This window comes from Streptomyces sp. NPDC001156, from assembly GCF_053598275.1.
Map to the genome: position 1 here is coordinate 1 of NZ_JBSFJX010000089.1, position 24,880 is coordinate 24,880.

Annotated in this window: 21 protein-coding genes and 2 pseudogenes; 11 read left to right on the top strand and 12 right to left on the bottom strand. The window is 69.4% G+C overall.

Annotation, left to right across the window (positions count from 1 at the left end; translation table 11 throughout):
- Together ACWDA7_RS31415 and ACWDA7_RS31420 are read right to left on the bottom strand one after the other, a co-directional pair.
- Positions 1 to 562: helix-turn-helix domain-containing protein (locus ACWDA7_RS31415; protein WP_450608453.1), on the bottom strand; the 562-nt coding region annotated here is incomplete at its 3' end.
- Between the two features lie 1,777 nt (positions 563 to 2,339).
- Positions 2,340 to 2,792, bottom strand: coding sequence for a TetR family transcriptional regulator (locus tag ACWDA7_RS31420; protein ID WP_450608502.1), 453 nt, complete (start codon positions 2,790 to 2,792; stop codon positions 2,340 to 2,342).
- 29 nt (positions 2,793 to 2,821) lie between these two features.
- Here ACWDA7_RS31420 and ACWDA7_RS31425 point away from each other — a divergent pair, with 29 nt between their 5' ends.
- The 6 genes from ACWDA7_RS31425 to ACWDA7_RS31450 all read left to right on the top strand — a co-directional run bounded on the left by ACWDA7_RS31425 (position 2,822) and on the right by ACWDA7_RS31450 (position 10,588).
- Positions 2,822 to 4,357, top strand: a complete 1,536-nt coding sequence (locus ACWDA7_RS31425; protein ID WP_450608455.1) for an MDR family MFS transporter — start codon at positions 2,822 to 2,824, stop codon at positions 4,355 to 4,357.
- Between the two features lie 1,011 nt (positions 4,358 to 5,368).
- A complete protein-coding gene (locus ACWDA7_RS31430; protein WP_361824638.1) occupies positions 5,369 to 5,563 on the top strand; it encodes a hypothetical protein in 195 nt (64 codons plus the stop codon).
- 1,238 nt (positions 5,564 to 6,801) lie between these two features.
- Positions 6,802 to 7,230 (top strand): organic hydroperoxide resistance protein, encoded by a 429-nt coding sequence (locus ACWDA7_RS31435; RefSeq protein ID WP_450608457.1) that lies wholly within the window; start codon positions 6,802 to 6,804, stop codon positions 7,228 to 7,230.
- Positions 7,231 to 7,995: 765 nt separating this feature from the next.
- Positions 7,996 to 8,442 carry a VOC family protein gene (locus ACWDA7_RS31440; RefSeq protein ID WP_450608459.1) on the top strand — a complete coding sequence of 149 codons (447 nt, stop codon included), beginning with the start codon at positions 7,996 to 7,998 and terminating at the stop codon, positions 8,440 to 8,442.
- A gap of 101 nt (positions 8,443 to 8,543) precedes the next feature.
- Positions 8,544 to 9,989 (top strand): dihydrolipoyl dehydrogenase family protein, encoded by a 1,446-nt coding sequence (locus tag ACWDA7_RS31445; RefSeq protein ID WP_450608461.1) that lies wholly within the window; start codon positions 8,544 to 8,546, stop codon positions 9,987 to 9,989.
- The gene (locus ACWDA7_RS31450) at positions 9,986 to 10,588 is read left to right on the top strand and encodes a GOLPH3/VPS74 family protein (protein ID WP_450608462.1); all 603 of its coding nucleotides are present in this window, start codon (positions 9,986 to 9,988) and stop codon (positions 10,586 to 10,588) included. The genes ACWDA7_RS31445 and ACWDA7_RS31450 overlap by 4 nt, the downstream gene beginning before the upstream one ends.
- 104 nt (positions 10,589 to 10,692) lie before the next feature.
- Here the strand turns inward: ACWDA7_RS31450 and ACWDA7_RS31455 are convergent, their stop codons facing one another.
- The 4 genes and pseudogenes from ACWDA7_RS31455 to abc-f all read right to left on the bottom strand — a co-directional run bounded on the left by ACWDA7_RS31455 (position 10,693) and on the right by abc-f (position 16,104).
- Positions 10,693 to 11,259: a hypothetical protein gene (locus tag ACWDA7_RS31455; RefSeq protein WP_450608464.1), complete on the bottom strand. Its 567-nt coding sequence runs from the start codon at positions 11,257 to 11,259 to the stop codon at positions 10,693 to 10,695.
- Between the two features lie 768 nt (positions 11,260 to 12,027).
- Complete coding sequence (locus ACWDA7_RS31460; RefSeq protein WP_450608466.1) at positions 12,028 to 12,591, bottom strand: CGNR zinc finger domain-containing protein; 564 nt, start codon at positions 12,589 to 12,591, stop codon at positions 12,028 to 12,030.
- Positions 12,592 to 12,726: 135 nt separating this feature from the next.
- A pseudogene (locus ACWDA7_RS31465) lies at positions 12,727 to 14,390 on the bottom strand (ABC-F family ATP-binding cassette domain-containing protein).
- A gap of 79 nt (positions 14,391 to 14,469) precedes the next feature.
- A complete protein-coding gene (gene abc-f, locus ACWDA7_RS31470; protein ID WP_450608468.1) occupies positions 14,470 to 16,104 on the bottom strand; it encodes a ribosomal protection-like ABC-F family protein in 1,635 nt (544 codons plus the stop codon).
- 434 nt (positions 16,105 to 16,538) lie between these two features.
- Here abc-f and ACWDA7_RS31475 point away from each other — a divergent pair, with 434 nt between their 5' ends.
- Together ACWDA7_RS31475 and ACWDA7_RS31480 are read left to right on the top strand one after the other, a co-directional pair.
- Complete coding sequence (locus ACWDA7_RS31475; protein ID WP_450608470.1) at positions 16,539 to 17,261, top strand: molybdopterin-dependent oxidoreductase; 723 nt, start codon at positions 16,539 to 16,541, stop codon at positions 17,259 to 17,261.
- Positions 17,209 to 17,901: a cytochrome b/b6 domain-containing protein gene (locus tag ACWDA7_RS31480; protein ID WP_450608471.1), complete on the top strand. Its 693-nt coding sequence runs from the start codon at positions 17,209 to 17,211 to the stop codon at positions 17,899 to 17,901. The genes ACWDA7_RS31475 and ACWDA7_RS31480 overlap by 53 nt, the downstream gene beginning before the upstream one ends.
- A gap of 168 nt (positions 17,902 to 18,069) precedes the next feature.
- On the opposite strand, the gene ACWDA7_RS31485 is transcribed toward ACWDA7_RS31480, so the two are convergent.
- A complete protein-coding gene (locus ACWDA7_RS31485) occupies positions 18,070 to 18,468 on the bottom strand; it encodes a VOC family protein (protein WP_450608473.1) in 399 nt (132 codons plus the stop codon).
- Between the two features lie 91 nt (positions 18,469 to 18,559).
- Here ACWDA7_RS31485 and ACWDA7_RS31490 point away from each other — a divergent pair, with 91 nt between their 5' ends.
- Positions 18,560 to 19,549: a helix-turn-helix transcriptional regulator gene (locus tag ACWDA7_RS31490; protein WP_450608475.1), complete on the top strand. Its 990-nt coding sequence runs from the start codon at positions 18,560 to 18,562 to the stop codon at positions 19,547 to 19,549.
- Positions 19,550 to 19,632: 83 nt separating this feature from the next.
- The gene (locus ACWDA7_RS31495) at positions 19,633 to 19,818 is read left to right on the top strand and encodes a hypothetical protein (RefSeq protein ID WP_450608476.1); all 186 of its coding nucleotides are present in this window, start codon (positions 19,633 to 19,635) and stop codon (positions 19,816 to 19,818) included.
- Between the two features lie 275 nt (positions 19,819 to 20,093).
- Here the strand turns inward: ACWDA7_RS31495 and ACWDA7_RS31500 are convergent, their stop codons facing one another.
- The 5 genes and pseudogenes from ACWDA7_RS31500 to ACWDA7_RS31520 all read right to left on the bottom strand — a co-directional run bounded on the left by ACWDA7_RS31500 (position 20,094) and on the right by ACWDA7_RS31520 (position 23,199).
- The gene (locus ACWDA7_RS31500) at positions 20,094 to 20,246 is read right to left on the bottom strand and encodes a hypothetical protein (RefSeq protein WP_450608504.1); all 153 of its coding nucleotides are present in this window, start codon (positions 20,244 to 20,246) and stop codon (positions 20,094 to 20,096) included.
- 58 nt (positions 20,247 to 20,304) lie between these two features.
- Positions 20,305 to 20,559, bottom strand: a pseudogene (locus ACWDA7_RS31505) (SsgA family sporulation/cell division regulator); the annotation flags it as partial.
- A 470-nt stretch (positions 20,560 to 21,029) separates the two neighbouring features.
- Positions 21,030 to 21,458 (bottom strand): hypothetical protein, encoded by a 429-nt coding sequence (locus ACWDA7_RS31510; protein WP_450608477.1) that lies wholly within the window; start codon positions 21,456 to 21,458, stop codon positions 21,030 to 21,032.
- Positions 21,459 to 21,534: 76 nt separating this feature from the next.
- Positions 21,535 to 22,731: an AAA family ATPase gene (locus tag ACWDA7_RS31515; protein WP_450608479.1), complete on the bottom strand. Its 1,197-nt coding sequence runs from the start codon at positions 22,729 to 22,731 to the stop codon at positions 21,535 to 21,537.
- A gap of 186 nt (positions 22,732 to 22,917) precedes the next feature.
- The gene (locus ACWDA7_RS31520) at positions 22,918 to 23,199 is read right to left on the bottom strand and encodes a metal-sensitive transcriptional regulator (RefSeq protein WP_450608480.1); all 282 of its coding nucleotides are present in this window, start codon (positions 23,197 to 23,199) and stop codon (positions 22,918 to 22,920) included.
- A gap of 318 nt (positions 23,200 to 23,517) precedes the next feature.
- Between ACWDA7_RS31520 and ACWDA7_RS31525 the strand changes: the two genes are divergently transcribed.
- The gene (locus ACWDA7_RS31525) at positions 23,518 to 24,876 is read left to right on the top strand and encodes an MBL fold metallo-hydrolase (RefSeq protein ID WP_450608482.1); all 1,359 of its coding nucleotides are present in this window, start codon (positions 23,518 to 23,520) and stop codon (positions 24,874 to 24,876) included.
- Positions 24,877 to 24,880: the final 4 nt, after the last annotated feature.

Below are 24,880 nucleotides of genomic sequence, written 5' to 3' on the forward strand. Positions count from 1 at the left end.
CGTCGCTGATCACGGTGGCCTTCTTGGTGTTCTGCCGCAGTTTCCCCGAGACGAAGGCGCGCCGTCCCGGCTTGTTCGCCTTGGGGCGGCGCACCCTTACCTCGGTGCCGTCCAGCCGCAACTCGACGCCCTTGGCGCGGGCGTAGGCGAAGACGTCGGCCAGAGTGTGCAGGCGCACGTGGGGCTCGCCGGGGACGGCGAAGCCGCGGGCGGCCAGCAGCGGGCGCACCTCGTGGACCGCGCGGGTGATCGTGGAGCGGTCCACACCGTAGAAGACGGCCAGGGCCGCGTGGGGCAGTTGGAAACGCAGGATGACCAGTGTCGCGATCACTCGATCGGTGAACACCAACTGGTGGTCCGGACCCGCTCCCGCGGCGCGGAGCCGGCTGTGACCTCGCCGGTTGTGCAACCGGCCCTCCTCGGCCGCCGTCCATGAACCGGCCAGCTCGGCGATCAGCCTTCCCAGGTGCTTGCGGGAGATGCCGGTGCAGATCCGATGCGACAAGGCCGTGCGGGTGAGGAGTTGTCTCACAACAGCCTTAACTCGCACGGCCGTTGTCATCTTCCCGGGCCGACTCCGCGACTATCGCGCACAACGTCGTTATCCGAGGGCGGCTCCTTGCCGCCGCCCGGCTGCGGCGGTACGTGTTGTTCCTCGCCGCCGAGCCGCGCGGGCGCGGCATGAAGGATGGAGCAGGGCGCGGCGTTCGTCCATGACGAACTGACCGCCGCAGCTCGGCTTGACGGACCGGAACGGCCACCTGGGGATGCGCTCTCAAACCGCGACCTCAGCGGCGCCGCGCGGGGCGAACCTCATGCCTGCTAGGCCGCAGCCGGGCAAGGGCGTCGGGGGGGGGGGGGGGCGACGCGGCCGTGTGAAGCCTTCGGTCTTGCGGCTGTGAGGCCCGGTGGGGGTGTGGTGTGCCGCCGGAGGTTCCGTTGGAGGACCGCTCGGCGGACACCGTACCGGTGGTCGGCGGCCATTCTTCAGGGAATGTCACCTGTCGAACGGAGGGTGAAGCGTCGCTCGTGATCAGTCGGAGTGCGCCCTGGGACACTGGAGCAGGTCCGCGGTGGCGACGTCCCAGTCGATTTCCGCGAGCTCGTGACCGGCGGGAACGAGTTCATAGGTGCACTCCCTCGACAGTGTGCCCGTGACGTGTCCGCCGCCCCTGCCATTCCACACCTCACGCAGGAGACTAGATGCCCCCGGGGGGCGTTCGTCACCTGGTGTGGCCGAAAGGTTCTTGTGTATGGTTCCCCACCGAACACCCGGTGGACGTGTGCTCGGCCCCGCGCACTGGGTGTGTACCTTCGGCCGCGCGACATGTTCCGCCGGCGCGACGTCCCGATCCGTCAGGAGGAACACCATGATGAGTCGTCGCACACACAGCGACCGGCTCATGTTCCGTACACGCGACGACCGAGACGCTGGCTCACACATGCGAGTGGCGTGTCTCACGTGAACCTCGGCGCCTGACACACACGTCGACACGGGTGAGTGAACAACCACATGTCTGCGGAGGCGGTCCGGCACATCGTCCGCCGCTAGGGACGCGGTGGGTCTCTCAACCTGGGCCAGGTGCGTCGACGCCGGTCCACGCGGTATCAGAGTGGGAAGAAGCTGATGCACGATGAAGGACGGAATGACCGTTTGGTTCCCTGTCACCGAAGCCAGATCCCTGGTCTGCCGGACGGGCTCACCCATTCATACTGGGACGGATCGGGCCCGTTGCCCGGCGATCCCGTCGACGTCCGTTTCCTCGTAGGTCCACCGGGGCCCGGTGCCGAACGCGTCCTGCGCTCCGTACGGCCGCGGATGCGCAACCTTCCTTGGGGTGCTTCAGCTGCTCAGTTCCGGCTGCGACCACATGATGCCACTGCTGGGCGCCACGCTCGCGGGAAGCCGGCTGGGCCGCGCTCGCGGTGGGATCGGTTCGCCCTGGAATGCGTCGGCGGCATCGTTGGTTTCTTGGAGCACCCGCCCTGTCCGACCCTCGGCGTCCCGCGCCGGGGACACGGCACGTCGAACGCATCGATGGGAGAAGCCTTGAAGCGCCCCGCCTCCAGGAATGAGCCGTCCCGACTCCGCCGTGTCCGCCTGCCCGGAACCGTTCCGCTGCCCCCTCCGGCGGTTTCCCGGCGCCCACAGGACGAAGAGGATGAACAGGAGGCCTCCGGCACGGGCACGGCTCGGCAGGTCGTGGAATGAGTTGAATGGCGGCGGGACGCGCCCCTCTGAGTCGACCGGCGGCGGGACGCCGCCGGACCGCCGCCGCACCGGCCGGCTTGCCCTTGGTGACACATGTGCCCATGTGCTCCCGAGGGCCGTCTGTGTATCAGGACGTTCCGAGGCCGTTCAGCAGGGTGTCGACGACGACGTCCGCCGCTTGTGCGGGGCTCAGTTCGGGCAGCTGACGGGACACGAGGTGCATGAACTGGGGGAGTAGTGCGTTCGCCCATCCCTGGGGGAGGTGGGGGCGTAGGAGGCCTTCGTCGGTGGCGCGCTGGAGGAAGGTGTCGACTTCGCGGACGGATGTGTCGCGGCGGGCTTGGATGGTGTCGTCGGCGAGCATGCGGGTGAGGTCGACGGGCCAGGTGCGGTTGACGGCGATGATGTTCTCGACGTAGCGGTGCAGGGCGACGGCGTGCTCGATGGCCGTGAGGCGGGATTCGTAGATGGCGGCGAGGAGTTCCTCGCGGGAGGCGAAGCGGCGGTAGACGGTGCGCCGGTCGACGCCTGCCTCGGCGGCGATGCTCGCGATGCTCGCGCCGGGATCGGTGGCGAGCATCCGTGCTCCGGTGGTCAGAACGGCTTCCGATGTCGAAGGCATACAAATCCCCCCCGCCCAAGGCGGGGGGTGTCGCCGCCGCAATGAGTGCGCTGATCCTGGCGGTTCTCCTCGCGGCCCTGGACCAGACGATCGTCTCGACCGCGTTGCCCCGAATAGCGCAGGACCTGAACGGGTTCGACGACATCGCGTGGGTCAGCGCCGCGTATCTGCTCGCGTCGACGGCAGTGACACCACTGTGGGGCAAGCTCGGCGACATGTTCGGCCGCAAGCGGCTGTACCTGGCCTCGACCTCGATCTTCCTGATCGCCTCGGTGGCCTGCGGCCTGGCGCAGAACCTGCCCGAGCTGATAGGAGCCCGTGTGCTGCAGGGTGCGGGTGGCGGCGGCATGATCGTGCTGACCTTCGCTCTCGTCGGTGACATCGTCGCCCCGAGCGAACGCGGCCGCTACCAGGGCATGTTCGGTTCCGTCTACGGCGTCGCCAGCATCGTCGGCCCCCTGCTGGGCGGCGTCTTCACCGACCAGCTGTCCTGGCGGTGGGCCTTCCTGATCAACCTGCCCGTCGGCATCGTCGCCCTGGCCATCGCCGCGCGGGCGCTGCCCCCGGCCACCCGGGGCGCCAAGGCACGCCTCGACTACCTCGGCTCCACCATGCTGGCCGCCATCGCCACCGGCCTGGTCCTGATCACGTCCTTCGGTGAGCGTTGGGGCTGGGGCTCGCCGGCCATCGTCGGCCTTATCGTCGCCACCGTCGCGCTGGCCGTGTTGCTGGTGCCGGTCGAGCGCCGCGCCGCCGCCCCGGTCCTGCCGCCCGCCATGTTCGCCTCCCGGACCGTGGTCTTCACCTCGTTGATCGGGTTCTTCGCAAACGCCGCGATGTTCGCCGTACTGGTATACCTGCCGACCTACCTCCAGATCGTCCACGGGGTCTCGGCCACTCTCTCCGGCGTGTACATGCTGCCCCTGGTCGCCGGTCTGGTGGTCAGCCAGTCCCTGGCCGGACGCTGGGCCGCACACGTCAACCGGCTGCGAGCGATCCTCCTGGTGGGCCTGATCACCAACCTCGCCGGGCTGCTCCTGCTGGGCACCATCGGGGCGGCCACCAACACCCTCGTGCTGAGCGTCTACTTCCTGATCACCGGTGTCGGCATCGGCATGGTGCCCATGGTCGTGCTGACCACCGTCCAGAACAGCGTGCCCGCCGCCGATCTCGGCGCCGCCGGCGCCGTGGTCACCTCCGCCCGCTCCATCGGCGCGGCCTTCGGTGTCGCCGTCTTCGGCACCCTCCTCAACACCGGCTTCGCCCACCGCACCCGCGGCCTGCCGACCGCCGGTGGCTTCGACACCGCCCGCCCCGACACCATCGGCCGGCTGCCGGCCGCCCTGCGCGACGCCGCGCTGGAGGCCTTCGCCCACGCCACGGCCATGGGGTACCTGTGGATCGCCCCGACCCTCGCCGTCGGCACCCTCCTCGCCTTCTTCCTGAAGCCGGCCCGCAAGGCCGAGGAGAAGGCCGGTGCCTCCCCGGCTGCCACCGCCAAGGAGACCGTCCCGGCCGCCTGACCCACCGGACAACGCTCTCCGACCGGCCGACGCCCTCACGGGTGACGGCCGGCGGCGTTTCCGGAGGTCCAGCCTGTGTCCGCCAGCTGTCCTGGCTGGTGCGGTGGCCGCGTGCGAAGACCACGGCGTTGATGGCCGTACGGAACCACCCAGGCCGTTTCCGCTCCGCGCGCCTCCGGGGCACCGGAGGCCGCCGGCCCACGATCCTGTCACCCCACCCGGCCTCCATCAGCACGGAGTGTCGGCGAATCACGGTGGTGATGCGGCCAGTGAGTGGGTTGCGGACGGGTCATTCTTCCCGGCGGAACCAGTCACCTGTAGGTAGCACACGTATGCCCTACGTATCTGGCTTTCGCGATGACGGAATAGCCGACTCCGTCTACATGGGAGTGGGGACATGTTGATGTGAACAGCGGAGAGTGGCCGGCTCGTCTCTGTGACGTCAGGGTTTGACACCCGCTGCCCAGGATCACGAGAGGACGCGGTGCGGCTTCATCACTGCGACCTCTATCTGGCTGTCCGGACGGGGCATTGGGCCCCACTACGAACGCGCCGAGCGGTTCAACCGGCTGTGCGCGGACTTCCTGGTCGGCCGTCGGTGAAAACGGGCCGGCCCACGGCGGGACAGCGGCACGCGAACGGCCGTCAGGCCTCGACCACCTGGGCACCGTCCCGTAGGTACGACGTACGTACGTCGTTCGAAAGCGCTGGTCACACGGGTTCGTGATCAGCTCCGAGCTCCGAGATGGTGCCGTGTCGTTGAGGCCTTGACAGGGATGCCCGACATGAGGACCCTCGTAACTTATTAGAACGGTGACGAGTGACGGGGGCTGGGCAGCCCCGGGCGTCCACTACCGCAGCCCTCGAAATCGACGCCGTGAGGTGGTCGCCGATCGGGCCGCGTGTGCGATGCGTCACCACCTTGACAGGTGATGCATGTAGGTGCACGCTGATAGTCGTCCCTGGTGGCGATGAGGACGCCATCCGTGATCGGCGAAGTGGAGAATGGTCATGAGCAAGGAACTCGCCGGCGATCCCGCCGCGGCGGCGCGGCACGCGCGCTTTGGCAAGCTTCCCGAGCGCATCCGCTTCGAGGACATGACCGAAGAGGTGGAGGCCGGGCCGAACAGCGGGGTGAACGCTTCGTACAACCCCGAAGGCTCGTGGAATTACTACTCGTGCCTGGCTCTCGACCTGGGGCTGTAGACCCCGGGCGCGGTTACATCGCGCGCCTCGCTGATCGGCGACCCGCGCGCACCCCGGCGTCACTCGCTGGTAGACAAGGACGGACGGACTGTCGATGTCCGTATACCCAGCCGGTGTGAGCAGGCTGGCCAGGGCGACCGCGTGCTGCGGGCGAGCGGAGTGCAGTCCGAGGCGGGCATCAGATAGGCCGGTCTCAATCAACTGTTCGTGCCCCTCTTCAACTCTTCGAGCTGCTGGACCGCAGCCACTACGAGGCCCCGCGACACGTCGTTGCTGCTCATCGTCGACGACCTGCCGTGGTTGGGCCTGGCCACATCCCGGTGCTGGGCTGTGTGGCCTGAAGGTCATCGGCAGCCGCATCGGCTTCCTGTGCGTCTCCCGCGTCAGATCGTCGCCGATCTCCTGGAGCGGGCCGCCCGTCTGTGCGGGGGCGCGTTGGCGGTGCTCACCCCTGCCGCAGGAATCAGCCCGCGTCGGCTGGCGGAGGCCGCTTGCATCGGCGTCGGCGGACGCCTGACGCCTGCTCGCCGGAGTCAGGCCGACCGACCTCATCGCCCGGCGCCACCGGAGTGGCGGCCGCTGCGGGGCACTCGGCTTCCCAGTGCCGTAACGGACCATGGGGACAATGGAGTTGAACCCGGCTCTCTCGTCGCGGGCCGCGCCCGGCGCGGCCCGCCAGGCTGCATATGTGTCCCGGATCCTCCATGTGCCATCACACTCTGGATGCGGCGCTGGACGTTTCCTCGGCTGAGGTCCATCTGTGAACCGATCGCCTTGTCGGCGACCCCCGCGACCAGCCGGGTTGGCAGCTCTCAGTCGGCGGGTTTGCTGCCACGCCCGGTGATACCACCCGGAACACCCGAGGTGTGCCGTCCGTGCGGCCGGCCGGCCCCTGGCGCACGAACGATTCAAGCACACGTGTGCTGTCGCCCCGCTCACGCCGGTGTACCCGGGGGAGGCCTCGTCGTCAGTCGCTCCGCACGCCGTCAGGTGAAGCGCGTCAGGGACAGGTGTAACTCGCGTCGCGCGGGCCCGCCTCGCCGACCGCGGTGTGTCCACCGTCAATGACGGCACCGCTCGTCGTGGCGAAGACGGCCACGAAAAGAGCCCTCGGTCACCCCTTTGACAGGTGACGAAAACTCCTGCCATGATTCCGTCACCGCCTCAACCGGTGACGTAAAAGTGTCCTGGCCTGCAGGCGTCCGAAGACCTTTCGACCCAGATGGGGAGCACCAGTCATGGCAGTCAGCTACACCGCCGTTGTCGACGTCGACGGAGAGGGCCGGAACGGCGGTCACGTCCGCTCCTCCGACGGTCTCCTGGAGACCAGCCTCGCCCTCCCCAAGGAGCTGGGCGGCGCAGGCACCGCGACCAACCCCGAGCAGCTCCTGGCCGCCGGCTGGGCCGCCTGCTTCCTGGGCGCCCTCCGCCGGGCCGCCACCCTGCGCAAGATCCGGCTCACCAGCACCACCATCACCGCCGAGATCACCCTCACCCACGGCGATGACGGCGAGTTCTCCCTCTCCGCGGTCCTCAACCCCGTCCTCGGGGGTGTCGACCAGGCGACCGCCGAGGAGCTCGCGCACGCCGCCCACCAGATCTGCCCCTACTCCAAGGCCACGCGCGACAACATCCCGGTCACCATCAACGCCAGCGCTGCTGCCTGATCCACCCCTCCCCTCCACCACGGGTCCCGTGTCCCCTCCACGCTCCCTGCGCGGGATCCGAAATCTCTCAGCCGTACCCACACCGCCGACCTAAGAGCGAGGGCAGGACATGGCTTCCATGACGCACACATACGTACGGACCGTCAGGCATCGTCCTTCGGATCTCGACCGTGTCTCCGGAGAGCGACTGTCCCGAATCGCGGCAAACTCCCAGGACCGTGACCGGCCCACGGACACGCAGATATGGAACTGGGCGGAGAGTGTGACGCTGTTGGGGTACGGCCCGGCGGCTTCGACCTTCCTGTGACGGACGCGCAGATGGGCCCGCGCGAGTGGCCAGCGGCACCCTGCTGCCGGGACAACCCGAGCCGACTCTCCGTGGCCCTGCTCGCCGCAGCCGGTCCGGCCGGAGTTCGTCCGCAGTCCAACGCCGCGTCCGGTCAAAGGCCATGGACTGCCGTGCGCGCACACCAGGTTGAGGGCAGCGCGCCCAACTACCTCAAGCCACCTGAAGGCCCATCAGGTGCGGATGGCTTGGGAGCCTGGTGCCGGCGTCCGACTGGGACACACCGTCAGCTGACTGACGCGGCACATATCGATCGCGGCCAACACTGAGGGCACGGCCCCCGCCGCCGTACATGAGCGCCAATGACTGGTGTGGTCTCGAGACCCACGGCGGGCCCCGCGCTCGGCACGTCCGTCCGCGGTGGCACCGCCCACTGATTCCAACCCCAAAACCCAACCATCGAAAGCGAGATCACGGCCATGGACATGAAGCTCGAAGTCGTCATTCTGCCCGTCTCCGACGTGGACCTCGCCAAGGGCTTCTACGTCGAGAAGCTCGGCTGGCGCCTCGACGCCGACTTCCCGATCAACGACGGCTACCGGATCGTGCAGGTGACCCCTCCCGGCTCCGAGTGCTCGATCATCTTCGGGGAGGGCCTCACTCGGCAGAAGGCGGGCACGCTCCACGGCCTCCAGCTGACCGTCACCGATATCGCCAAGGCCCAGGAGGAGTTGACCTCCCGCGGTGTGGAGGTCTCCGGCCCGTTCCGCGACGAGACCGGTGCCTTCCACCACGCCGGCGGCTCCCACCGAGTGCCCGGCCTGCACCCCGAGCGGGCCAGCTACGGCACTTTCGCCGCCTTCAAGGACCTCGACGGCAACGAGTGGTTCCTCCAGGAGGTCACCGAGCGCGCCCCCGGCCGCTGACAGCCCGTCCCGGCGCGGCTGACCTCCCCGGCCGCGCCCGGACCGCCATCCCCTACGGACCACGACATCCAACCGCCCGGAATCCAGCGACCGGAGGACTCATGACGACCGAGAACATCCGCACGTACGACGTCATAGTGATCGGCGCAGGTCCGGTCGGCGAGAACGTCGCGGACCGCACCACCGCCGCGGGTCTGAGTACCGTCATCATCGAGAGCGAACTGGCCGGCGGCGAGTGCTCCTACTGGGCCTGCGAACCCAGCAAGGCCCTGCTGCGCCCCGCCTTGCTCCGTGCCGATGCCATGCACGTCCCCGGTCTCGACCCTTCCGTCAAGGGCCCGCTGGACGTCGAAGCCGTCCTGGCGCACCGCAATCGCATGTCCGCCGACTGGAACGACGACGGCCAGGTGGAGTGGATCAAGTCAGCCGGCATCGACCTGCTGCGCGGCCACGGACGTCTGACGGCGGAGCGCGAGGTGTCCGTGGAGACCCCCGACGGCGACACCGTCGACCTGCGGGCCCGGCACGCCGTTGTCGTCTGCACCGGCAGCCGCGCGGCCCTGCCCCCTCTGCCCGGGATCGAGAACCTGCGGCCCTGGACCAGCCGGGAGGCGACCAGCGCCCAGCAGCCGCCGCAGCGACTCGTGATCGTCGGCGCCGGTGTGGTGGGCGTCGAGATGGCCACCGCCTGGCAGGCCCTGGGCAGTCGGGTGACTGTGCTCGCCAGAGAGGACGGGCTGCTGCCCCGGCTGGAACCCTTCGCGGGCGAGCTGGTCACCGAGCGCCTGCGGGAGGCCGGTGCGGACGTACGGTTCAACATCTCCGTCGTCGGCGCGGCGCGGATGGACGACGGTGAGGGCGAGGTCCGAGTCGCCCTGTCGGACGGCAGTGAGATCACCGGCGACGAGATCCTTTTCGCCACCGGCCGCGCCCCGCGGTCGGACGACATCGGGCTCGAAACCGTGGGACTCGAACCGGGTGACTGGCTCGCCACCGACGACAGCCTGACCGTCACCGCCGTCCCCGGGAACTGGCTGTACGCCGTCGGCGACGTCAATCGCCGCGCCCTCTTCACCCACCAGGGCAAGTACCAGGCCCGAATCGCCGGTGCCGTGATCGCCGGCCGGGCCCGGGGCGAGGAACTCGTCACCGGCCGCTGGGCACCCCACAGCAGCACGGCCGACGTCGAGGCCGTTCCGGGCGTCGTCTGCACCGACCCCGAGGTCGCCTCCGTAGGTTTGACCATCCGGGAGGCCGAGCGCACCGGCCGGGCCGTCAAGGTCGTCGACTACGACATCGGTCACCTTGCCGGAGCGGTTCAGTACCGCCCTGACTACCGGGGCAGGGCCCGGCTCCTCATCGACCGGGACCGTCAGGTCGTCGTCGGCGCCACCTTCGTGGGACCGGGTGTAGGCGAACTGCTGTACTCGGCTACCGTCGCCATCACCGGGGAGGTGCCGGTCGAGCGTCTTTGGCACGCCGTACCCGCGTTCCCCACCATCAGCGAGGTGTGGCTGCGCCTGTTGGAGACGAGGCGGGACTCATGACCACCGCACGGGACCTCGTGCTTGTCGCCCTGGGCCTGCCGTCCGACCGGCCCGTGGAGCAGGGCGATCTGTCCCTCGCCCTCGCGGGGGCCGAGGCGATCGATCTCCTGGAGAGCGGCGCGTTGAGCCTGGACGGCGATCGCATGGTGCCCGGCCCCGGGGCGGCGACGGGTGATGGTCTGCTGGACCAGGCGGACGCCTCGCTCGTCCGGCGGGAGCCTTACGAAACGGTCGACGACTGGCTGTGGCGCCGCGGCAGAGATCTCACCGCGGCCTACGTCGACGACCTGGAGCGGGCCGGCCTCGTCACCCGGCCACGGGGCCACGGATTCCGGCTGCGGTTCGCGCGGGCCGTGCCGGCCGATGCGCAGGCACACCGCAGTGCGGAGGAACGCAGAGTGTCCGGCGAGCCCGTCCTCGCCGCTCTGCTGGCAGCCGTGGGGATCGGGGAGGATCCGTCGGAGGCCCACGAACGCCTCATCGGGGACGCGGTCACGACGGTGCTGGCCGCCGTCGGCGACGCGGTGACGCAGCTGGAGGCCGTACGTCTGCGGCGGGACATCGAGAACGCCGCGTTCGACAACGTGTGGCGGGGCTAGCGTCCTCCAGCAAGTGTGCCCACCCGTCCAGCGTGGCGGACCGTGTCGCACACGGTGCACATCGGTGCCCGCAACGGACCGCCGCCCGCGGGAGCACCGACGTGTCAGTCGAAGCTGCCCGCCGCACCCGACTTCACCAGGGTGTACATGACGGAACGCTCCTGCTTGTGACGCCTGATACGTCCCTTGGCGACCAGGGATTCGAGGGTGTTCCGCACCACCTGCGGTGTGGGGTTGCGGTCCGGGTGTTTCTCGAGGAGTTCGTCCCGCAGTTCCTTCGCCAGACGCGGCTCCTTGTACTGGCCGAGCAGGTCCGCCAGGAGGTCACCGAGCAAAGGCTGGCGCGACTTCCCCTTCGCGTCGGCCTTCGCCGTGTTGCCGGCTGAAGCCGTCCTGGCCGACGCGGACCGCCGTGATGCGGTTCCAGCAGGGGCCTGCTTCGCCTTGGCGGCGACGGGCTCGTCCTGCGACTGCTCGGGCAGACGGGACGCGTCCGCGAAACCCTCATACCGCTCGGCGAGGTTGATGATGTCCGCAAGGAGGGCCTCCTCCTGCTTCAACACCATGATCCTCTCCTGCAGCTCCTGCTGCCGCCGACGGTTCTCCTCCAGGTCCGATGCGGCCTGTGCTACGTACCGCGATCGGAGGGTGGCGGCTGATTGGTTGGTCACAACCATTCACTTCCTCGATATGGATGATGTTGCGCATGGTACCTACGCCGAGGGTCCCTGCGGACAAGTGTGAACGTCAGATGGTTCGTCTCAGATGTGCACCCTTCACGATAGGCGCTGATGTGCCTGTGCACGTAGGAAGTGTGGCCCCTTCTTCGGCCTCCCGAGGGTTCGGCGACGTCAGTGGCACAAGGTTCGCTCCACACATACTGCCCGGTAAGTGTGTTGCCGAAGCGCCTGTGACGACACTTCATGAGCAGGTATGTGTGGGGCGCGTCCGTGTTCGATGCGGCTGCCGGTTCTCGCCCCACCCATTGCACTCGGGCATCGGCAAGACGGGACCGCGTCGCACTGTCCGGAGGACAAAAGCCGGGTGTCGTCCGTCCGCCCCGCGGAACGGGGTCCGGCACCTCGCGGCGTACTCGCGGGCGGCTTCAGACGCGGGGGATGCCTGCCGCACATGTCCACGTGGCACGCCTTCTCCTCAGGCGCCACGAAGATCACATGGGTCCGGCTCCGGGGCAGGTCATGGCGGCTCGCCGCACGTGACATACACCTCAGACCTTGTCTCTGCTCGGCATCTGCCGAAACGCGGGATCCGATGGAAGTCAGCCCACCGCAGCCGCCGAGCCATGTATCTCTGAGACACCCAGAAGTGACGACCGGATGCGCACGGCGTGCTGAACACGTTCCGCGAGGCCCCTCGAGGACCTAGTCGCCGGCTGAACCCCACGTTCGACGGGACCGTGCGCCGCCCGGATCAGAAGGTCAGAGTGCGGGCACGGCGGGCGCTGTCTTCTTACGTGCTCGGTAGGCGGCGGCCTTGATCTTGTTGCCGCAGGACTCCATACCGCACCACTGGCGTCGCATGCCCCGGGAGCGGTCGATGTAGACCCGCGTGCACTCGGGGTTGCCGCACTCCTTCATCAAGGGGACATCCGGGCCGCTGAGCAGCTCCACGGCCTGCCGGGCGACGGTCGCCAGAGTCTGCTCGGGGGTCGCCTCGGTGAGTCGCCCGGCCGTGGTGAGCTGGGGCGTCACAGGGGTCTTTCGCGCGGCGGCGTTGACCGCGTCGAGCGCATCCCGGTCGAACTCCTCGCCGAGACGGCGGTTGGTGACGAGCCGGTAGATGGCCTCGCGCACGGCCGTCGCCTCCCGGACGTCGTCGTCCTCGCTGGGAGTGATCGTGTCCACCAGTCCGGATTCCAGGTACCAGGCATTCAGCCGCTCGGGCGTCACGAACATCTCGAACGGGGCCGAGCGCCGGGCCCGGAGGGTGGCCGCGAAGTCGAGGGCCGGGTGCCCGCATACGAATACATGGTCCAGGTTCACATCACCACCTTGACAGGTGACTCCCGCCGGGCGCAAGAAGCGACGCCGTTCCAGAGGGCGCCCCTGGCGCCGGCGCGGTCGGGAGCGTAGGGCATCTCGCGCGGTCCGCGCAGGCCAGATGCGTGAGGGCACGGGTCAGGACCCGGATCGGGCCGGCGCCGCCCCCTCCCGTCGGCTGCGGCCCGGTTCCAGGCGGAGTTCGCGGCCCTGCCATCGGCGGCGCAGCCAGCGGTCGTGGCTCGCCACGACGATCGCGCCGGGGCCCGCACCCAGTGCGGCCTCGAGTTCGTCGCACAGGCGTGGGGAGAGGTGGTTGGTGGGCTCGTCGAGCAGGAGGAGCTGGGGCGGGCGGGCCACCAGCAGTGCCAGCGCCAGCCGCCGGCGCTGCCCCACGGACAGTTCTCCGACCGGCTTGTCCAGGTCCGCTTCGTGCAGGAGACCGAGGGAGCCCAGCGGCACCTTCTCGGCCCGCGCCGGCCCAGGGACAGCTCATAGGTGAGCCGGACCGTGCGGTCGGACCGCTCGAACACGGTGTCCTGGGTGAGCAGCCCCACCGTCAGCCGGCGCCGCCGGTGTACCTCGCCCTCGGCCGGGAGAGATCCGGCGAGTACGGCGAGCAGCGTCGACTTGGCCGCCCCATTGCCACCCGTGACGAGCAGCCGGTCCGTCGCCGAGACCTCCAGGCCGTCGAGTGCGAGTCGGCCGGGCACCCGCACGTTGTGCAGGGACACCAAGGGCCGCAGGCCATCCTCGGCACGCGTGGCCAGTTCCCCCGCCGCGAACCGCAGGGGGCGCGGCGGCTCGGCGACCTGGGTGCGCTCCAGCGCCTCCAGCCTTTGGGTGGCATTGCGGACCCGGCGGGAGATCTGGTTCTGCACGCGGCCCGCCCGATGGCCGTAACCCATCTTCTCGTTGTCGCGCCGCCCCCGATCCGGAGCCACCCGGTGCACGGTCACGCCCGTCGAGTGACGCAGCTCCTCCAGCTCCTGCTGCTCCGCGGCGTACTGCCGCTCCCAGCGCTCCCGCTCGGCGCGCTTCTCGGACAAGTAGGCGCTGTAGTTGCCGCCGTAGCGGACCGGGCCGCCCATCGCGGGATCGAGGTCGATCAGATCGGTGCAGACGGCGTCCAGGAACGCCCGGTCGTGGCTGGCGACCACCACGGTCCCGGAAAGGCCGCGGATCTGCTCCTCCAGGAAGGCGGCGGCGCTGTCGTCGAGGTGGTTGGTCGGCTCGTCCAGCAGCAGCGCCGACGGCCGCCGGACGAGCAGCGCGGCCAGGGCCAGCCGGCCGCGCTGCCCACCCGAGAGCGAACCGAGCGTGCGGTCGTGCCCGAACGCACCGAGGCCCAAGCCGTCGAGCACCAGGGCCGCGCGGTGGTCGGCGTCCCAGGACTCCCGGTCCTGGGCTTGTTCCAGCCGCCTGCCGTAAGCGTCGAGGAGTTCCTGGTGCCCGGGGTCGTCCTGCGGGACGCGGGCGAGCTCCTCGCCGAGCCGTTCCAGCTCCGCGAGGTCCTCGCGTGCCTCGCGCAGCGCCTCGTCCAGCACCGTGGCGATGGTCGCGGCGGCGTCGAACGGCATCTCCTGGTGCAGGAAGCCCAGTTCAGGAGGGCGGGAGACGCTTCCGGCATCGGGTTCGTCCACGCCGGCGAGCACCCGCAGCAGGGTGGACTTGCCGACGCCGTTCTCCGCGATCAGCCCGATGCGGTGGCCGGGGGAGGCGGTCAGGGAGACGCCGTCGAGGACGCGGCGCCCGCCCAGGTTGCGGACGAGGTCGTGGGCAAGCAGTGCGGGTTGGGGCACGCGGATCCGTCCAACGTGATCGATGGTCGGCCCGCCGGGAGCTGCGCCTCGGACGCGGGCCACGGCACACTCCGGCGGCTCACACCGCAGGGGCTCCCGTCTCCGTGAGTCCTCCGTCGGCCAGCCGTAGCCAGCGGTCGACCCCGATCTCGGTGAGGAACCGCTCGTCGTGGCTGACCACCATGAAGGCGCCCTGGTAGGAGTTCAGCGCGCTCTCCAGCTGGCCCGCGCTGACCAGGTCGAGGTTGTTGGTCGGCTCGTCGAGCAGGAGCAGATGAGGGGCCGGTTCGGCACACAGCACGCAGGCCAGGGTGGCGCGCAGCCGTTCGCCGCCGGAGAGCACCCCGACCGGCAGGTGCGCCCGCGCGCCCCGGAAGAGGAAGCGGGCCAGCAGGTTCATCCGCTCCGCCTCGGGCCGCTCCGGGGCGAACGCGGCGAAGTTCTCCGCCACGGTGCGGTCCAGGTCCAGTAGGTCCAGGCGCTGGGAGAGGTAGGCGATCCGGCCGTCGTTGCGCTTGATCTCCCCGCCGTCCGGGGCGATTTCGCCGGTGATCAGACGCATCAGGGTGGTCTTTCCTGCGCCGTTGGGCCCGATCAGCGCGATGCGCTCGGGACCCCGGATGGTCAGGTCCACACCGCCTGCGGCGAACACGGCCTTGTCCCCGAGGTGGACCTGCATCCCCGTGCCGAGGAAGAGGTTGCGTCCGGCGGGCACCCGGGTGTCGGGCAGCTCGAGGGTGATGCGCTGCTCGTCGCGCAGGGTGCGGCCGGCCTCGTCGAGCCGGGCCTGCGCCTCGCTGATACGAGCCGCGTGCATCTGCCCCGCCCGGCCCGCGGACTCCTGCGCGCCGCGTTTCATGTTGCCGGCGAAGATGCGGGGCAGGCCGGCATTCTTGAGATTGCGGGCGGCGGTGCTCTGCCGGCGGTCGGCGCGTTCGCGGGCCTGCTGCATCTCCCGCTTCTCCCGCTTCAGCTCCTGCTCGGCGTTGCGCACGTTCTTCTCGGCGACCTCCTGCTCGGCGCGGACGGCCTCCTCGTACTCGGTGAAGTTGCCGCCGTACAGGCGCAGTTCATCGCTGCCGAGTTCGGTGATGCGTTCCATGCGGTCGAGCAGGGCGCGGTCGTGGCTGACCAGGAGCAGACAGCCGTTGAAGTCCGACAGCACGTCGTACAGCTTGTGCCGGGCCTCCAGGTCGAGGTTGTTGGTCGGCTCGTCGAGCAGGAGTACGTCAGGACGCTTGAGCAACTGGGCGGCGAGGCCGAGCGAGACGACCTGGCCGCCGCTGAGCGTGCTGAGGCTGCGGTCCAGAGTGAGATCGGCCAGGCCGAGACGGTCGAGCTCGGCGCGGGTGCGCTCCTCGATGTCCCAGTCGTCACCGATGGTGGTGAAGTGCTCCTCGCTCACGTCCCCGGACTCCACGGCGTCCAGGGCGCCGATCACCGCGGCGACGCCGAGCACCTCGGCGACCGTGAGGTTCCCGGTCAGGGGCAGGCTCTGCGGAAGGTAGCCGAGCGTGCCGCTGACGGACACCGAGCCGGTGGCGGGTTTGAGTTCGCCGGCGATCAGCTTGAGCAGCGTGCTCTTGCCGGAGCCGTTGGGGGCGACCAGGCCCATGCGGCCGGTGTTCACGCTGAAGGACAGGTCGTGGAAGACCGGGGTGTCGTCGGGCCAGGCGAAGGAGAGGTTCGAGCAGACGATGGCGGCGTCGGACATGGAAAGACCTCGGAGGGACTGAGGGCAGAGCTTGGACCTCTGCCCTGGGCAGACGTGGAAAAAGGGGGACGACGAAACCGACCACCTCGGCAGCGCTCCTAAGCGCCGGCCGGTGGCCGTCAGACCCGGGTCTCACCCCGAGATGTCGTCTTCACCTACCACGTCTGCGACTCCTTGATACATGGTCAACGTCGCTGACAGCCTAGCAGCCGTCCTCGGCGATGTGGCCGGCCTGGACTCATACGTGTGTGCATCGTCACGCAGTCGACAGCTCGTTGTTGACAGCTCAGAGACCCCATGGCACTATCGTCACCGGTTGAAGGGGTGACGATAGAGAGATGCGCCTCAGCTCACACGTGTGAGTCGCCCTACCCGTGCCGTCCACATGCCCCGTCTCGCCGGGATCGTCGGCAATCCGAAGGAGCACACTGACCATGGCAGGAAAGCCGAAGCGGAGGACCGAGGGCGCACCGGTGGCGCGGCGGGCGATGCTGGGCATGCTCGGCGTGGGCGCGGCGGGGCTCGCCACCGCGCCCTATCTTCAGCGCGGCTGGGAGGGGTTCCTCGGCGCCGCCTCTCAGATCGACGCCACGGGCCTGACCGGTCTGCTGCCCAATCCGGGCGGTTTCCGGTACTACAGCGTCGTCGGCTCGGTGCCGCGCAAGGACGAGACGAACTACGAACTGCGGGTCGGCGGACTGGTGGATCGGCCGAAGACCTACACGCTCGACGAGCTGCGCGCGATGCCGCAGACCCGGGTCGTCCACGACGTCGTGTGCACCGATGGATGGCGCGTGGAGAAGACGCCTTTCGACGGTGTGAAGCTGGCGGACATCCTCGACGACGCCGGGGTGCGTTCCCCGAGCGCGGCGATCCGGTTCACCTGCTTCGACGGCGCCTACAGCGAGAGCCTCACCCTGGAGCAGGCGCGCCGCTCAGACGTCCTGGTGGCACTGAACATGCAGGACAAGCCCATCACGCACGAGCACGGCGGACCGGTCCGCCTCTATGTGGCTCCCATGTATTTCTACAAGTCGGCCAAGTGGCTGTCCGGCATCTCGGTCACCGACAAGGTCGTTCCCGGCTACTGGGAGGAGCGTGGATATGCGATCGACGGCTGGCTCGACGACGCCGAGCGGCACCGCGACGCGGCCTGAACACGACGGCCGTGTCCGCCGTTTCAGCACGGCCGAGCGCATGGTTCACCGGGCCACTGGCTACCTGATGCTCGTGTGCCTGGTCTCTGCCGCCTGCCTCTACCTCGGACCGCTGGCCCAACTCGTCGGGCGGCGGCACCTGATGGTCACGGTCCACGAGTGGTCGGGCATATCGCTTCCGCTGCCCTTCCTGCTGGGTCTCTTCTCTCCCGCCTTCCGCACGGACCTTCGTCGGCTCAACCGCTTCGCGGTGTACGACAGGCGGTGGCTACGGGCCGTCCGCAGACGCCGGACGTCGCCCGAGGCCCGCCCGGCAGGCAAGTTCAACGCGGGTCAGAAGCTCTACGCGGGCTGGATCGCGGGCTCCGTGCTGGTGATGGCGTTCACCGGCCTGCTGATGTGGTTCATGGGGCTGCTGCCCTTCATCTCCCGCACCAGTGCGATCTTCGTCCACGATCTCCTCGCCTGGGCGATCACCTTCGTCGTGCTCGGACACATGCGCAAGGCCTTCGAGGACCCGGAGGCGAGGCTGGGGATGCGCACCGGGTATGTCAGCCGCTCCTGGGCGGAGCGGTACCACTCCCGGTGGCTGCGCGAGGAGGGCGCGGGTGCTGCGACCGATGAAGCAGGCAAGGGGTGATACCCACTCCGCCGTAGTCCTCGGTGAGGGTTGACGGCGGTGCTGCACCGCGCCGTCCGCCAGGCCGCCGCCACCGTCTGCACGCGGTGGCGGCGGCCGTGTGTCTGCTGCCCCCAGCGACGGCGGCCTAGGCTCTGAGGGCTCCCGGGCGAGCGGCTGTTCGTTACGTCAACGTGCGAACTTCTCTATGGCCGCCGGGGTGACGGGGGTGAAGAAGTTGACGAGGTTGCCGTCGGGGTCGCGGAACAGCAGCGACCGGTTGCCCCAGGGCATCGTGGTGGGCTCGTTGACGAAGTCGGTGACGAAGCCGGTCAGGTTCTGGTGGACGCGGTCCACGTCGTCGACGAGGAACTCGGTGATCACGCTGTGGTTGTCCGCCGGGCGGGCGGAGTCCGGGGCGAACAGCGGGACGGTGCGGGTGCTGGCGATCGCGAGGGTGGCGTTGGGGGTCTTGAGCTCGGCGAAGTCCTCGGTGGCCCACATCGCCCGCACCCCTGTGGCTCGCTCGTAGAACCTGACGAGACGCGCGACGTCGCTGGTGATGATCCGGATCGAGACGAAGTCCATGGGGTCTCCTTGGCTGTGCTGGAGTCGTGTACTTCGCAGGCTAGGAGAAATAGTGGACAGAATCGGTCCTCTATTCACGTAGGCTGGGCACATGCCTCGACCCACCGGCCGCGTGCTGACACTCCTGGAGCTGCTGCAGTCGGGCGGCACCCGGACGGTGGCCGAACTCGCCGACCGGCTCGGCGTCGAAGGGCGCACCGTGCGGCGGTATGTGGACCAGCTGATCGACCTGGACGTGCCGGTGGAGTCGGTGCGCGGCCGCTACGGCGGGTATCGGCTCGCCCCCGGGTACCGCTTGCCTCCGCTCATGCTCAGCGACGACGAGGCGCTGGCCGTGCTGCTCGGCCTGGTCGCCGGCCGCCGAACAGGGCTGACGACGATGCAGCACACGGCGAGCGAGACGGCATCGGCGAAGATCCGGCGGGTGCTGCCCAAGCACATCGCCCGTCGGCTCGACACACTCCTGGAGACTCTCGCCTTCACGGAACAGCCCGGTGAGTTCGACACCCCGGACGCTGGGGTCCTGCTCGCCATCGCCGATGCGGTGCGCCACCGCCGACCGGTCTCGATCCGCTACACCGACCGCGACGGACGGGGCAGCGAACGCACGCTGCACGCGTATGGGATCGTCGCCCATTCGGGCCGGTGGTACGTCACGGGCAAGGACGCCCGGATCGGCGAGGACCGAACCTTCCGGCTCGATCGCATCGCAGACGCGAGGACCCTGCCCGGCTCATTCGAAGCGCCCGTGGGTCCGGATCCGGCGCAGCGCGTAGTGACAGGGTTCGCCACGGCTGAGTACCAGCATGAGGTGACTCTGCGGATTCAAGGGACAGTTGAGCAGATCCGCGCCCACCTTCCCGCCGGCGTCGCGCGCCTGGAGGAGGACGCGGCCGCGGCAGGCGAGGACCGGGCGACCGAGCGCTGGCTGCGCGTTGAGCTACGGGCGGAGCGGCTCGACTGGTTGCCTCCGGTACTCGCCTCGCTCAACCGGCCGTTCGTCATCGAGCGCCCCGATGAACTGCGCGACCTCGTCGTCGCGTTCGCCGATCGCCTCGCCTCTTACGCCCGCCAAGCCTGACAGCCACCTCGGAGCGGGTCAGCAACGTCCTTGCGACTGCGGGCGTTTGGCTGGAGGTGCGGGACTGGGGCAGCGGCCCGCCCGTGCCCACCGCCTGCTCGCTCACCGATGAGGGCAGCGCGCGGGCCGAGCGCGGGCGTGGCCTGTTCCTGGTCGACGGCCTTGAGCGCGCCTGGAACACCTTGCCGAGCGACTGGGCCAAGACCGTGTGGCTGCAGAGGAACATCCCCGACGCGGGCAGTGGCGCGGCGGACCGTCGTATGACCTAACACGTCCTGTGCAAGGTCCGGCCGGGGCATGTGGTGCGCGGACCGTCAACTGACTGATGTGGGGTGTGTGGCACGCGGCCAGAGTAGGACCGGGTCGATGCCGTACGGACGACCCGGACACCTGAATTCGCCACACCTTCTATCGTCACCGCTTTAACCGGTGATAAAGCTGGCTCAGTCCTCGGCCAACCCGAGGCCGGGGGCGCATACCGAGGTCACGCAGCCATGCGCGGACGCCGTCCGTGGTGAAGTCCAGTGGGTGGATCCGGTGGCGGTCATTCGGACGGCGCTCCCGGGCTGTCGAGTAGCTCCATGAGGAAGTCGTCCCAGTTCAGACCGTCCAACTCGGCCTCGGCCGAGGTGATTTGGTAGGTGGTGTCGAGCCACACCGCCAGGGCCGCGACGGGCACCTCGAACAGGGCCTCCACCTCCTGATTCGAGAAGCAGCCAGGACGAGGGTTGCTCTCTGGGCAGCGCCGGCCACATGAGTACGTCGCCACAGCCACTCATCGACGTCAAGCCGCGATGGAGAAGTTCGCGGCCGATGCGCCAGATGAGACTCGGCCCTCGGTCTGCCAGGAACTCGACCGTGATCACCGCTGGCATGTCCGGGCCGAAGCGGAACTCCCCTCGCATCGGCAGCGGGGTGAATTCATCGAGCATCTGGGTGAGGTCCAAGGACAGCGAAGGCATAAGCTCGGGCGCCGAACGCGCCTGCAGGGGTGGGTGATCACGGTGCATGGCAGGAGTTCCCCTCCGTGGGACGAAGTCTGTGTCCACCACTCTTCGCCAGGGGGCGGAACTCGCACATCGGTCAGTTGACGGTCGAAGGGCAGTCTCCGACGCAGCAGTTGACGGAGTGCCCGCGCCAATGGGTGGCGCCCGCGAGGCTTGCGTCGGCGCAAAGGCGGCGCCGGGATGTGTCCTACGGACTGCCGGGGACGTGACGTAAGTCAATTGTCTGCCGGTCCCGCACGGCAGTTACCACTGCGGGTGCAACTCAAGGAGATACGCACCTCGTTCCGCGCCGTGCAGGCCCTGTCGGGCCGCGCCGGCTACTGGATATATGCAGAGGTGATGGCAGACCGGCCGGCGACCTCCGGTTACCGCCCGCGTCGACACCATGAGGGGCCGACAGCTTGCGCTGTCGGCCCCTCATGGTGTGAGCCGTGCCGCACCGATGGCCCCGCGGATCCGGGGCCGGGCGCGCGTCACTTCGCCTGCAGGGGGCCCGCGAAGGACTTGCGCAGGGATGAGGGAGCGGCCAAAGGGATCAGGGCGGCGAGCATCTTGCCCTTGACCGTGCTCGGTTCCCGTGTCAGCTCGACATCGACCCGAGTGCCGTCACCTTCCGGGGTCATCCGGAAGACCCAGCCGCCGCCGGCTCCGAAGAGTTTTGAGTCGACCGTGGTGATGGTGACCGTGTCACCGGCCGGCTCCCATTCGTAGCGCGCGCGCTCCCAGGCTGCGGCGGTCCCCTCGGTGACCTCGGCCCAGGTGTCGCCGAGTTCGTGGACCTCGAAGTGTTCGGCGTCGATCGTGGGCCAGGCCTTGGCACGTGAGGGACTGAAGTCGGTCAGCACTGCCAGCACGTCTTTCGGGCTGAGCTTGGAGACGAGATCGAACCGTACGACTGCCATGGGGTGCCCTCACCGAGATGTAACCGTTCTGACTGGTGACGAGAGCTTCCCAGGTGTGCGTCACCCGTCAAGGCGGTTACGTTTGGGAGGTCGGCAGAGGGGCCGGCCCCGCCGATCGCCCGGCGAAGGCCCGCTTCAGGCCTTGTCGTTGGTCTGCGGCAGACCGATGGTCCGGGCGATCTCCGCGACCCGCTCGGACCACGGCGTGGGCGTCAGGGTGGTGCGGTCGAAACGGGCGACGGTACGGCTGCCGTGCGCGTACGTCGTTTTCCCGTCGGCCGAGCACACCCGGTAACCCGCGGTGGCTGAGGAGTTGCCCAGGCGCTTCATCCACAGGTGCACGGCGTATTCGCCGATCCCCGAAACGGGGAGGTCGTGGGTGATGTCGAACGCCTTGGCGACGTTGAAGCGGGTCACCGGTGCCCTCCAGAGTGGCGAGCAGCAGCAGGAAACGGGTCGCGGCGGGCAGGGACCGGACACGGGAGACGAGCAGGGATTGGAGACGTTTGCCCAGCGGCAGGACGGCTGGCACGACCTCCCGGGCCCGGCGTTGGTCCGCGCGCAGCGCGTCGGGGAGCTCGAGCAGCGCCAGCGGGTTTCCCTGCGCGGCGTCCAGCAGGCGCCGCCGTACCGGGTGCGCGAGGTCGGGGAAGCGCAGGTCGACGAGGCGGGCGGCGGAGTCCGCGTCCAGGGCGGGCAGCTCGTACGCCGGAAGGCCGCTGCCGTCGAAGAAGCTGTCCACGCCTGTGCGTGAGGCCGCGAGGAACCGGATGCGGCCGCCGGACAGCCTTCGGGCGAGGAAGCCGAAGACGGCGGCGCTCGCCCGGTCCACCCAGGGAAGGTCGTCCACGATCAGCAGGAGGGGGCTGTCTTCGGCCGCCGACCGCAGCAGGGCGAGCGCGGCGTTGCAGACCACCAGGCGCTCAGGAGACGGGCCGGCGCCGAAGCCCAGGGCTGCGCTCAGGGCCTCTCCGCTGGAGGCGCTGAGCCGGTCGAGGGCACTGTGCAGCGGCAGCAGGATCTGGTTCAGCGCCGAGTAGCGGACGCCCGCCTCGAACTCGGTGCCGGCCGCGCGCAGCACGTGCGCCCCGCTCTGCGCGGCGGCCCCGGCCACGGTGTCCAGCACCGCGGACTTGCCGACGCCGGGATCCCCGGACAGCAGCAGAGCGCCACCCGCGTGCTGCTCCAGCACCCCGAGAATGCGGTCCAGGTCGCGCTCGCGTCCCACCAGGAGATCGGCGGAGCTGACTCGCGCCGGATCAGTGAACACCACGGCGCACCACCATTTTCGGGCCCGGCCCGGCTGTTGCCGAAAGGCCGGCATGAAGTATCGGCTGATGAAGACGGGGGACGGCAAGGCCGCGCCGTTGAGGTCCGACCACAACTGCGCTGCCTATCGGTACTGGTCCCGACGCTCGGTCCACCCGGCTCAGGCCAAGGGCAGCTCGGTCCACCCGGCTCAGGCCAAGGACAGAAAGAGTTTCTCCAGTCGGGCGCGCATCTGCTCCCGGTCTCCGTCCGTGGCCATCTCGGAGTCGCTGAGGCAGTGCTGCAGACCGGTCGCGATGACTGCGAAGCCCGCCTTGTCCAGAGCGCGGGAAGCCGCTGCGAGCTGCGTGACCACCTCCTCGCAGTCCCGCCCCTCCTCGATCATCTTGATCACGCCGGTGATCTGTCCCTGCGCCCGGCGCAGCCGGTTGACTACCGCCTTGAGTTCCTTCTCCGCCATCGTCAGTTCCACGACCACTCCCTGGATATACCCCTCCCGGTATCTTAGCCCGTGAGGTCTGCCATCAGAGGCGCCGAAGGACCAGCCTGACGATCAGCGTCGCGGTTCTTGCCCTTCAAACGCGGCCGGCGCCCATCTCCGGGCGTGAACTGCCCGGGCCCCGCGGCACAACTGTCACCTCGCTGCGTCTGCGCCGCCCATGGGGTGGCGGATCGGGAGCCCAGCTAGCCCGCCGGCTGTCGCAGCCCCGCCCCAGAATACCCCCGGGGGTACCCGTGCTACGGTGTCTCGTATACCCCCGGGGGTAATTTCTCAGGAAGGGAGCGCCCGATGTACTTCGTCGACATCATCGAGCTGGAGGGCCTGGGCAACCGCAGCTACCTGGCCGGCGGCAGGCTCACGGCCGTGGCAGTGGACCCGCCGCGGGACATCGACCAGGTCCTCGCGGCCGCCGCCCGACGCGGAGTGCGGATATCCCACGTGGTGGAGACGCACATCCACAACGACTACGTCACCGGCGGTCTGGAACTGGCCCGGACGACGGGCGCCGCCTATCTCGTGCCGGCCGGAGCCCGCGTCTCGTTCGCCCGCGTGCCGGTGGCAGACGGCGACGTGACGGACATCGACGCCGGGCTCGCGCTGCGGGCGGTCGCCACCCCCGGGCACACGCCGCATCACACCTCCTTCGTGCTCGAGGAGGAGGGCCTGCCCGTGGCCGCGTTCACTGGCGGTTCCCTGCTGATCGGCACCATGGGCCGTCCGGACCTGGTCGAACCCCGCCTGACCGAGCAACTGGCGCGCGCCCAGCACGCCTCGGCGCACCGCCTGGCGGCCGAGCTGCCGGACGAGACGCCCGTCCTGCCCACGCACGGCTTCGGCAGCTTCTGCTCCTCTACGCAGGCAGAGGGCGACGCCACCACGATCGGCAAGGAGAAGGCCGTGAACGTGGCGCTCACCACCGACGTGGACTCCTTCGTCTCCCGTCTGCTGGCCGAGCTCGATGACGTCCCCGCCTACTACACGCACATGGGGCCGACCAACGCCGCCGGACCCGTCCCGGTGAACCTGACGCCGCCGGCCGTTGCCGACGCCGAGGAGATCGCCGACCGGCTGGCCGCCGGTGAGTGGGTGGTCGATCTGCGCAGCCGCATCGCGTTCGCCGAGGGGCATGTCGCCGGCTCGTTCAACTTCGAGGCGGAGGGCAAGATCGCCACGTATCTGGCCTGGATGATTCCGTGGGGCAAGCCGGTCACGCTGCTGGCCGAGTCACCGGAGCAACTGGCCGCCGCCCAGCGCGAGTTGCTCCGGGTCGGCATCGATCGTCCCGCGGCCGCCGCCACGGGCACGCCCGATCGGTGGGTGCCGAAGGGAACCAGGCCGGTCTCCTTCCCACGGTCCACGTTCGCCGGGCTGGCAGAGCGAGGCACGGACGGCGTGGTCGTTCTCGATGTGCGGCGGGCCTCGGAACGGGCCGCCGGGTACGTCGAGGGTTCCGTGCACATCCCGGTCCACGAACTGCACAAGCGGCTGGGCGAGGTGCCGACGGGCACCGTGTGGGTGCACTGCGCAGGCGGCATGCGGGCCGCGATCGCCGCCTCGCTGCTCGATGCCGTGGGCCGGGACGTGGTGGCCGTGGACGACGGGTTCGCGGCCGCCGCCGAGGCCGGCCTGAACCTGGTCACCGGCTGAGCCG

Coding starts and splice junctions, on each gene's coding strand:
- ACWDA7_RS31525 (WP_450608482.1), top strand. CDS start 23,518: ATGTACTTCGTCGACATCATCGAGCTGGAGGGCCTGGGCAACCGCAGC.
- ACWDA7_RS31480 (WP_450608471.1), top strand. CDS start 17,209: ATGCGATCGACGGCTGGCTCGACGACGCCGAGCGGCACCGCGACGCGG.
- ACWDA7_RS31485 (WP_450608473.1), bottom strand. CDS start 18,468: ATGGACTTCGTCTCGATCCGGATCATCACCAGCGACGTCGCGCGTCTC.
- ACWDA7_RS31490 (WP_450608475.1), top strand. CDS start 18,560: ATGCCTCGACCCACCGGCCGCGTGCTGACACTCCTGGAGCTGCTGCAG.
- ACWDA7_RS31475 (WP_450608470.1), top strand. CDS start 16,539: ATGGCAGGAAAGCCGAAGCGGAGGACCGAGGGCGCACCGGTGGCGCGG.
- ACWDA7_RS31430 (WP_361824638.1), top strand. CDS start 5,369: ATGAGCAAGGAACTCGCCGGCGATCCCGCCGCGGCGGCGCGGCACGCG.
- ACWDA7_RS31425 (WP_450608455.1), top strand. CDS start 2,822: ATGTCGAAGGCATACAAATCCCCCCCGCCCAAGGCGGGGGGTGTCGCC.
- ACWDA7_RS31510 (WP_450608477.1), bottom strand. CDS start 21,458: ATGGCAGTCGTACGGTTCGATCTCGTCTCCAAGCTCAGCCCGAAAGAC.
- ACWDA7_RS31440 (WP_450608459.1), top strand. CDS start 7,996: ATGGACATGAAGCTCGAAGTCGTCATTCTGCCCGTCTCCGACGTGGAC.
- ACWDA7_RS31420 (WP_450608502.1), bottom strand. CDS start 2,792: ATGCTCGCCACCGATCCCGGCGCGAGCATCGCGAGCATCGCCGCCGAG.
- ACWDA7_RS31450 (WP_450608462.1), top strand. CDS start 9,986: ATGACCACCGCACGGGACCTCGTGCTTGTCGCCCTGGGCCTGCCGTCC.
- ACWDA7_RS31435 (WP_450608457.1), top strand. CDS start 6,802: ATGGCAGTCAGCTACACCGCCGTTGTCGACGTCGACGGAGAGGGCCGG.
- abc-f (WP_450608468.1), bottom strand. CDS start 16,104: ATGTCCGACGCCGCCATCGTCTGCTCGAACCTCTCCTTCGCCTGGCCC.
- ACWDA7_RS31445 (WP_450608461.1), top strand. CDS start 8,544: ATGACGACCGAGAACATCCGCACGTACGACGTCATAGTGATCGGCGCA.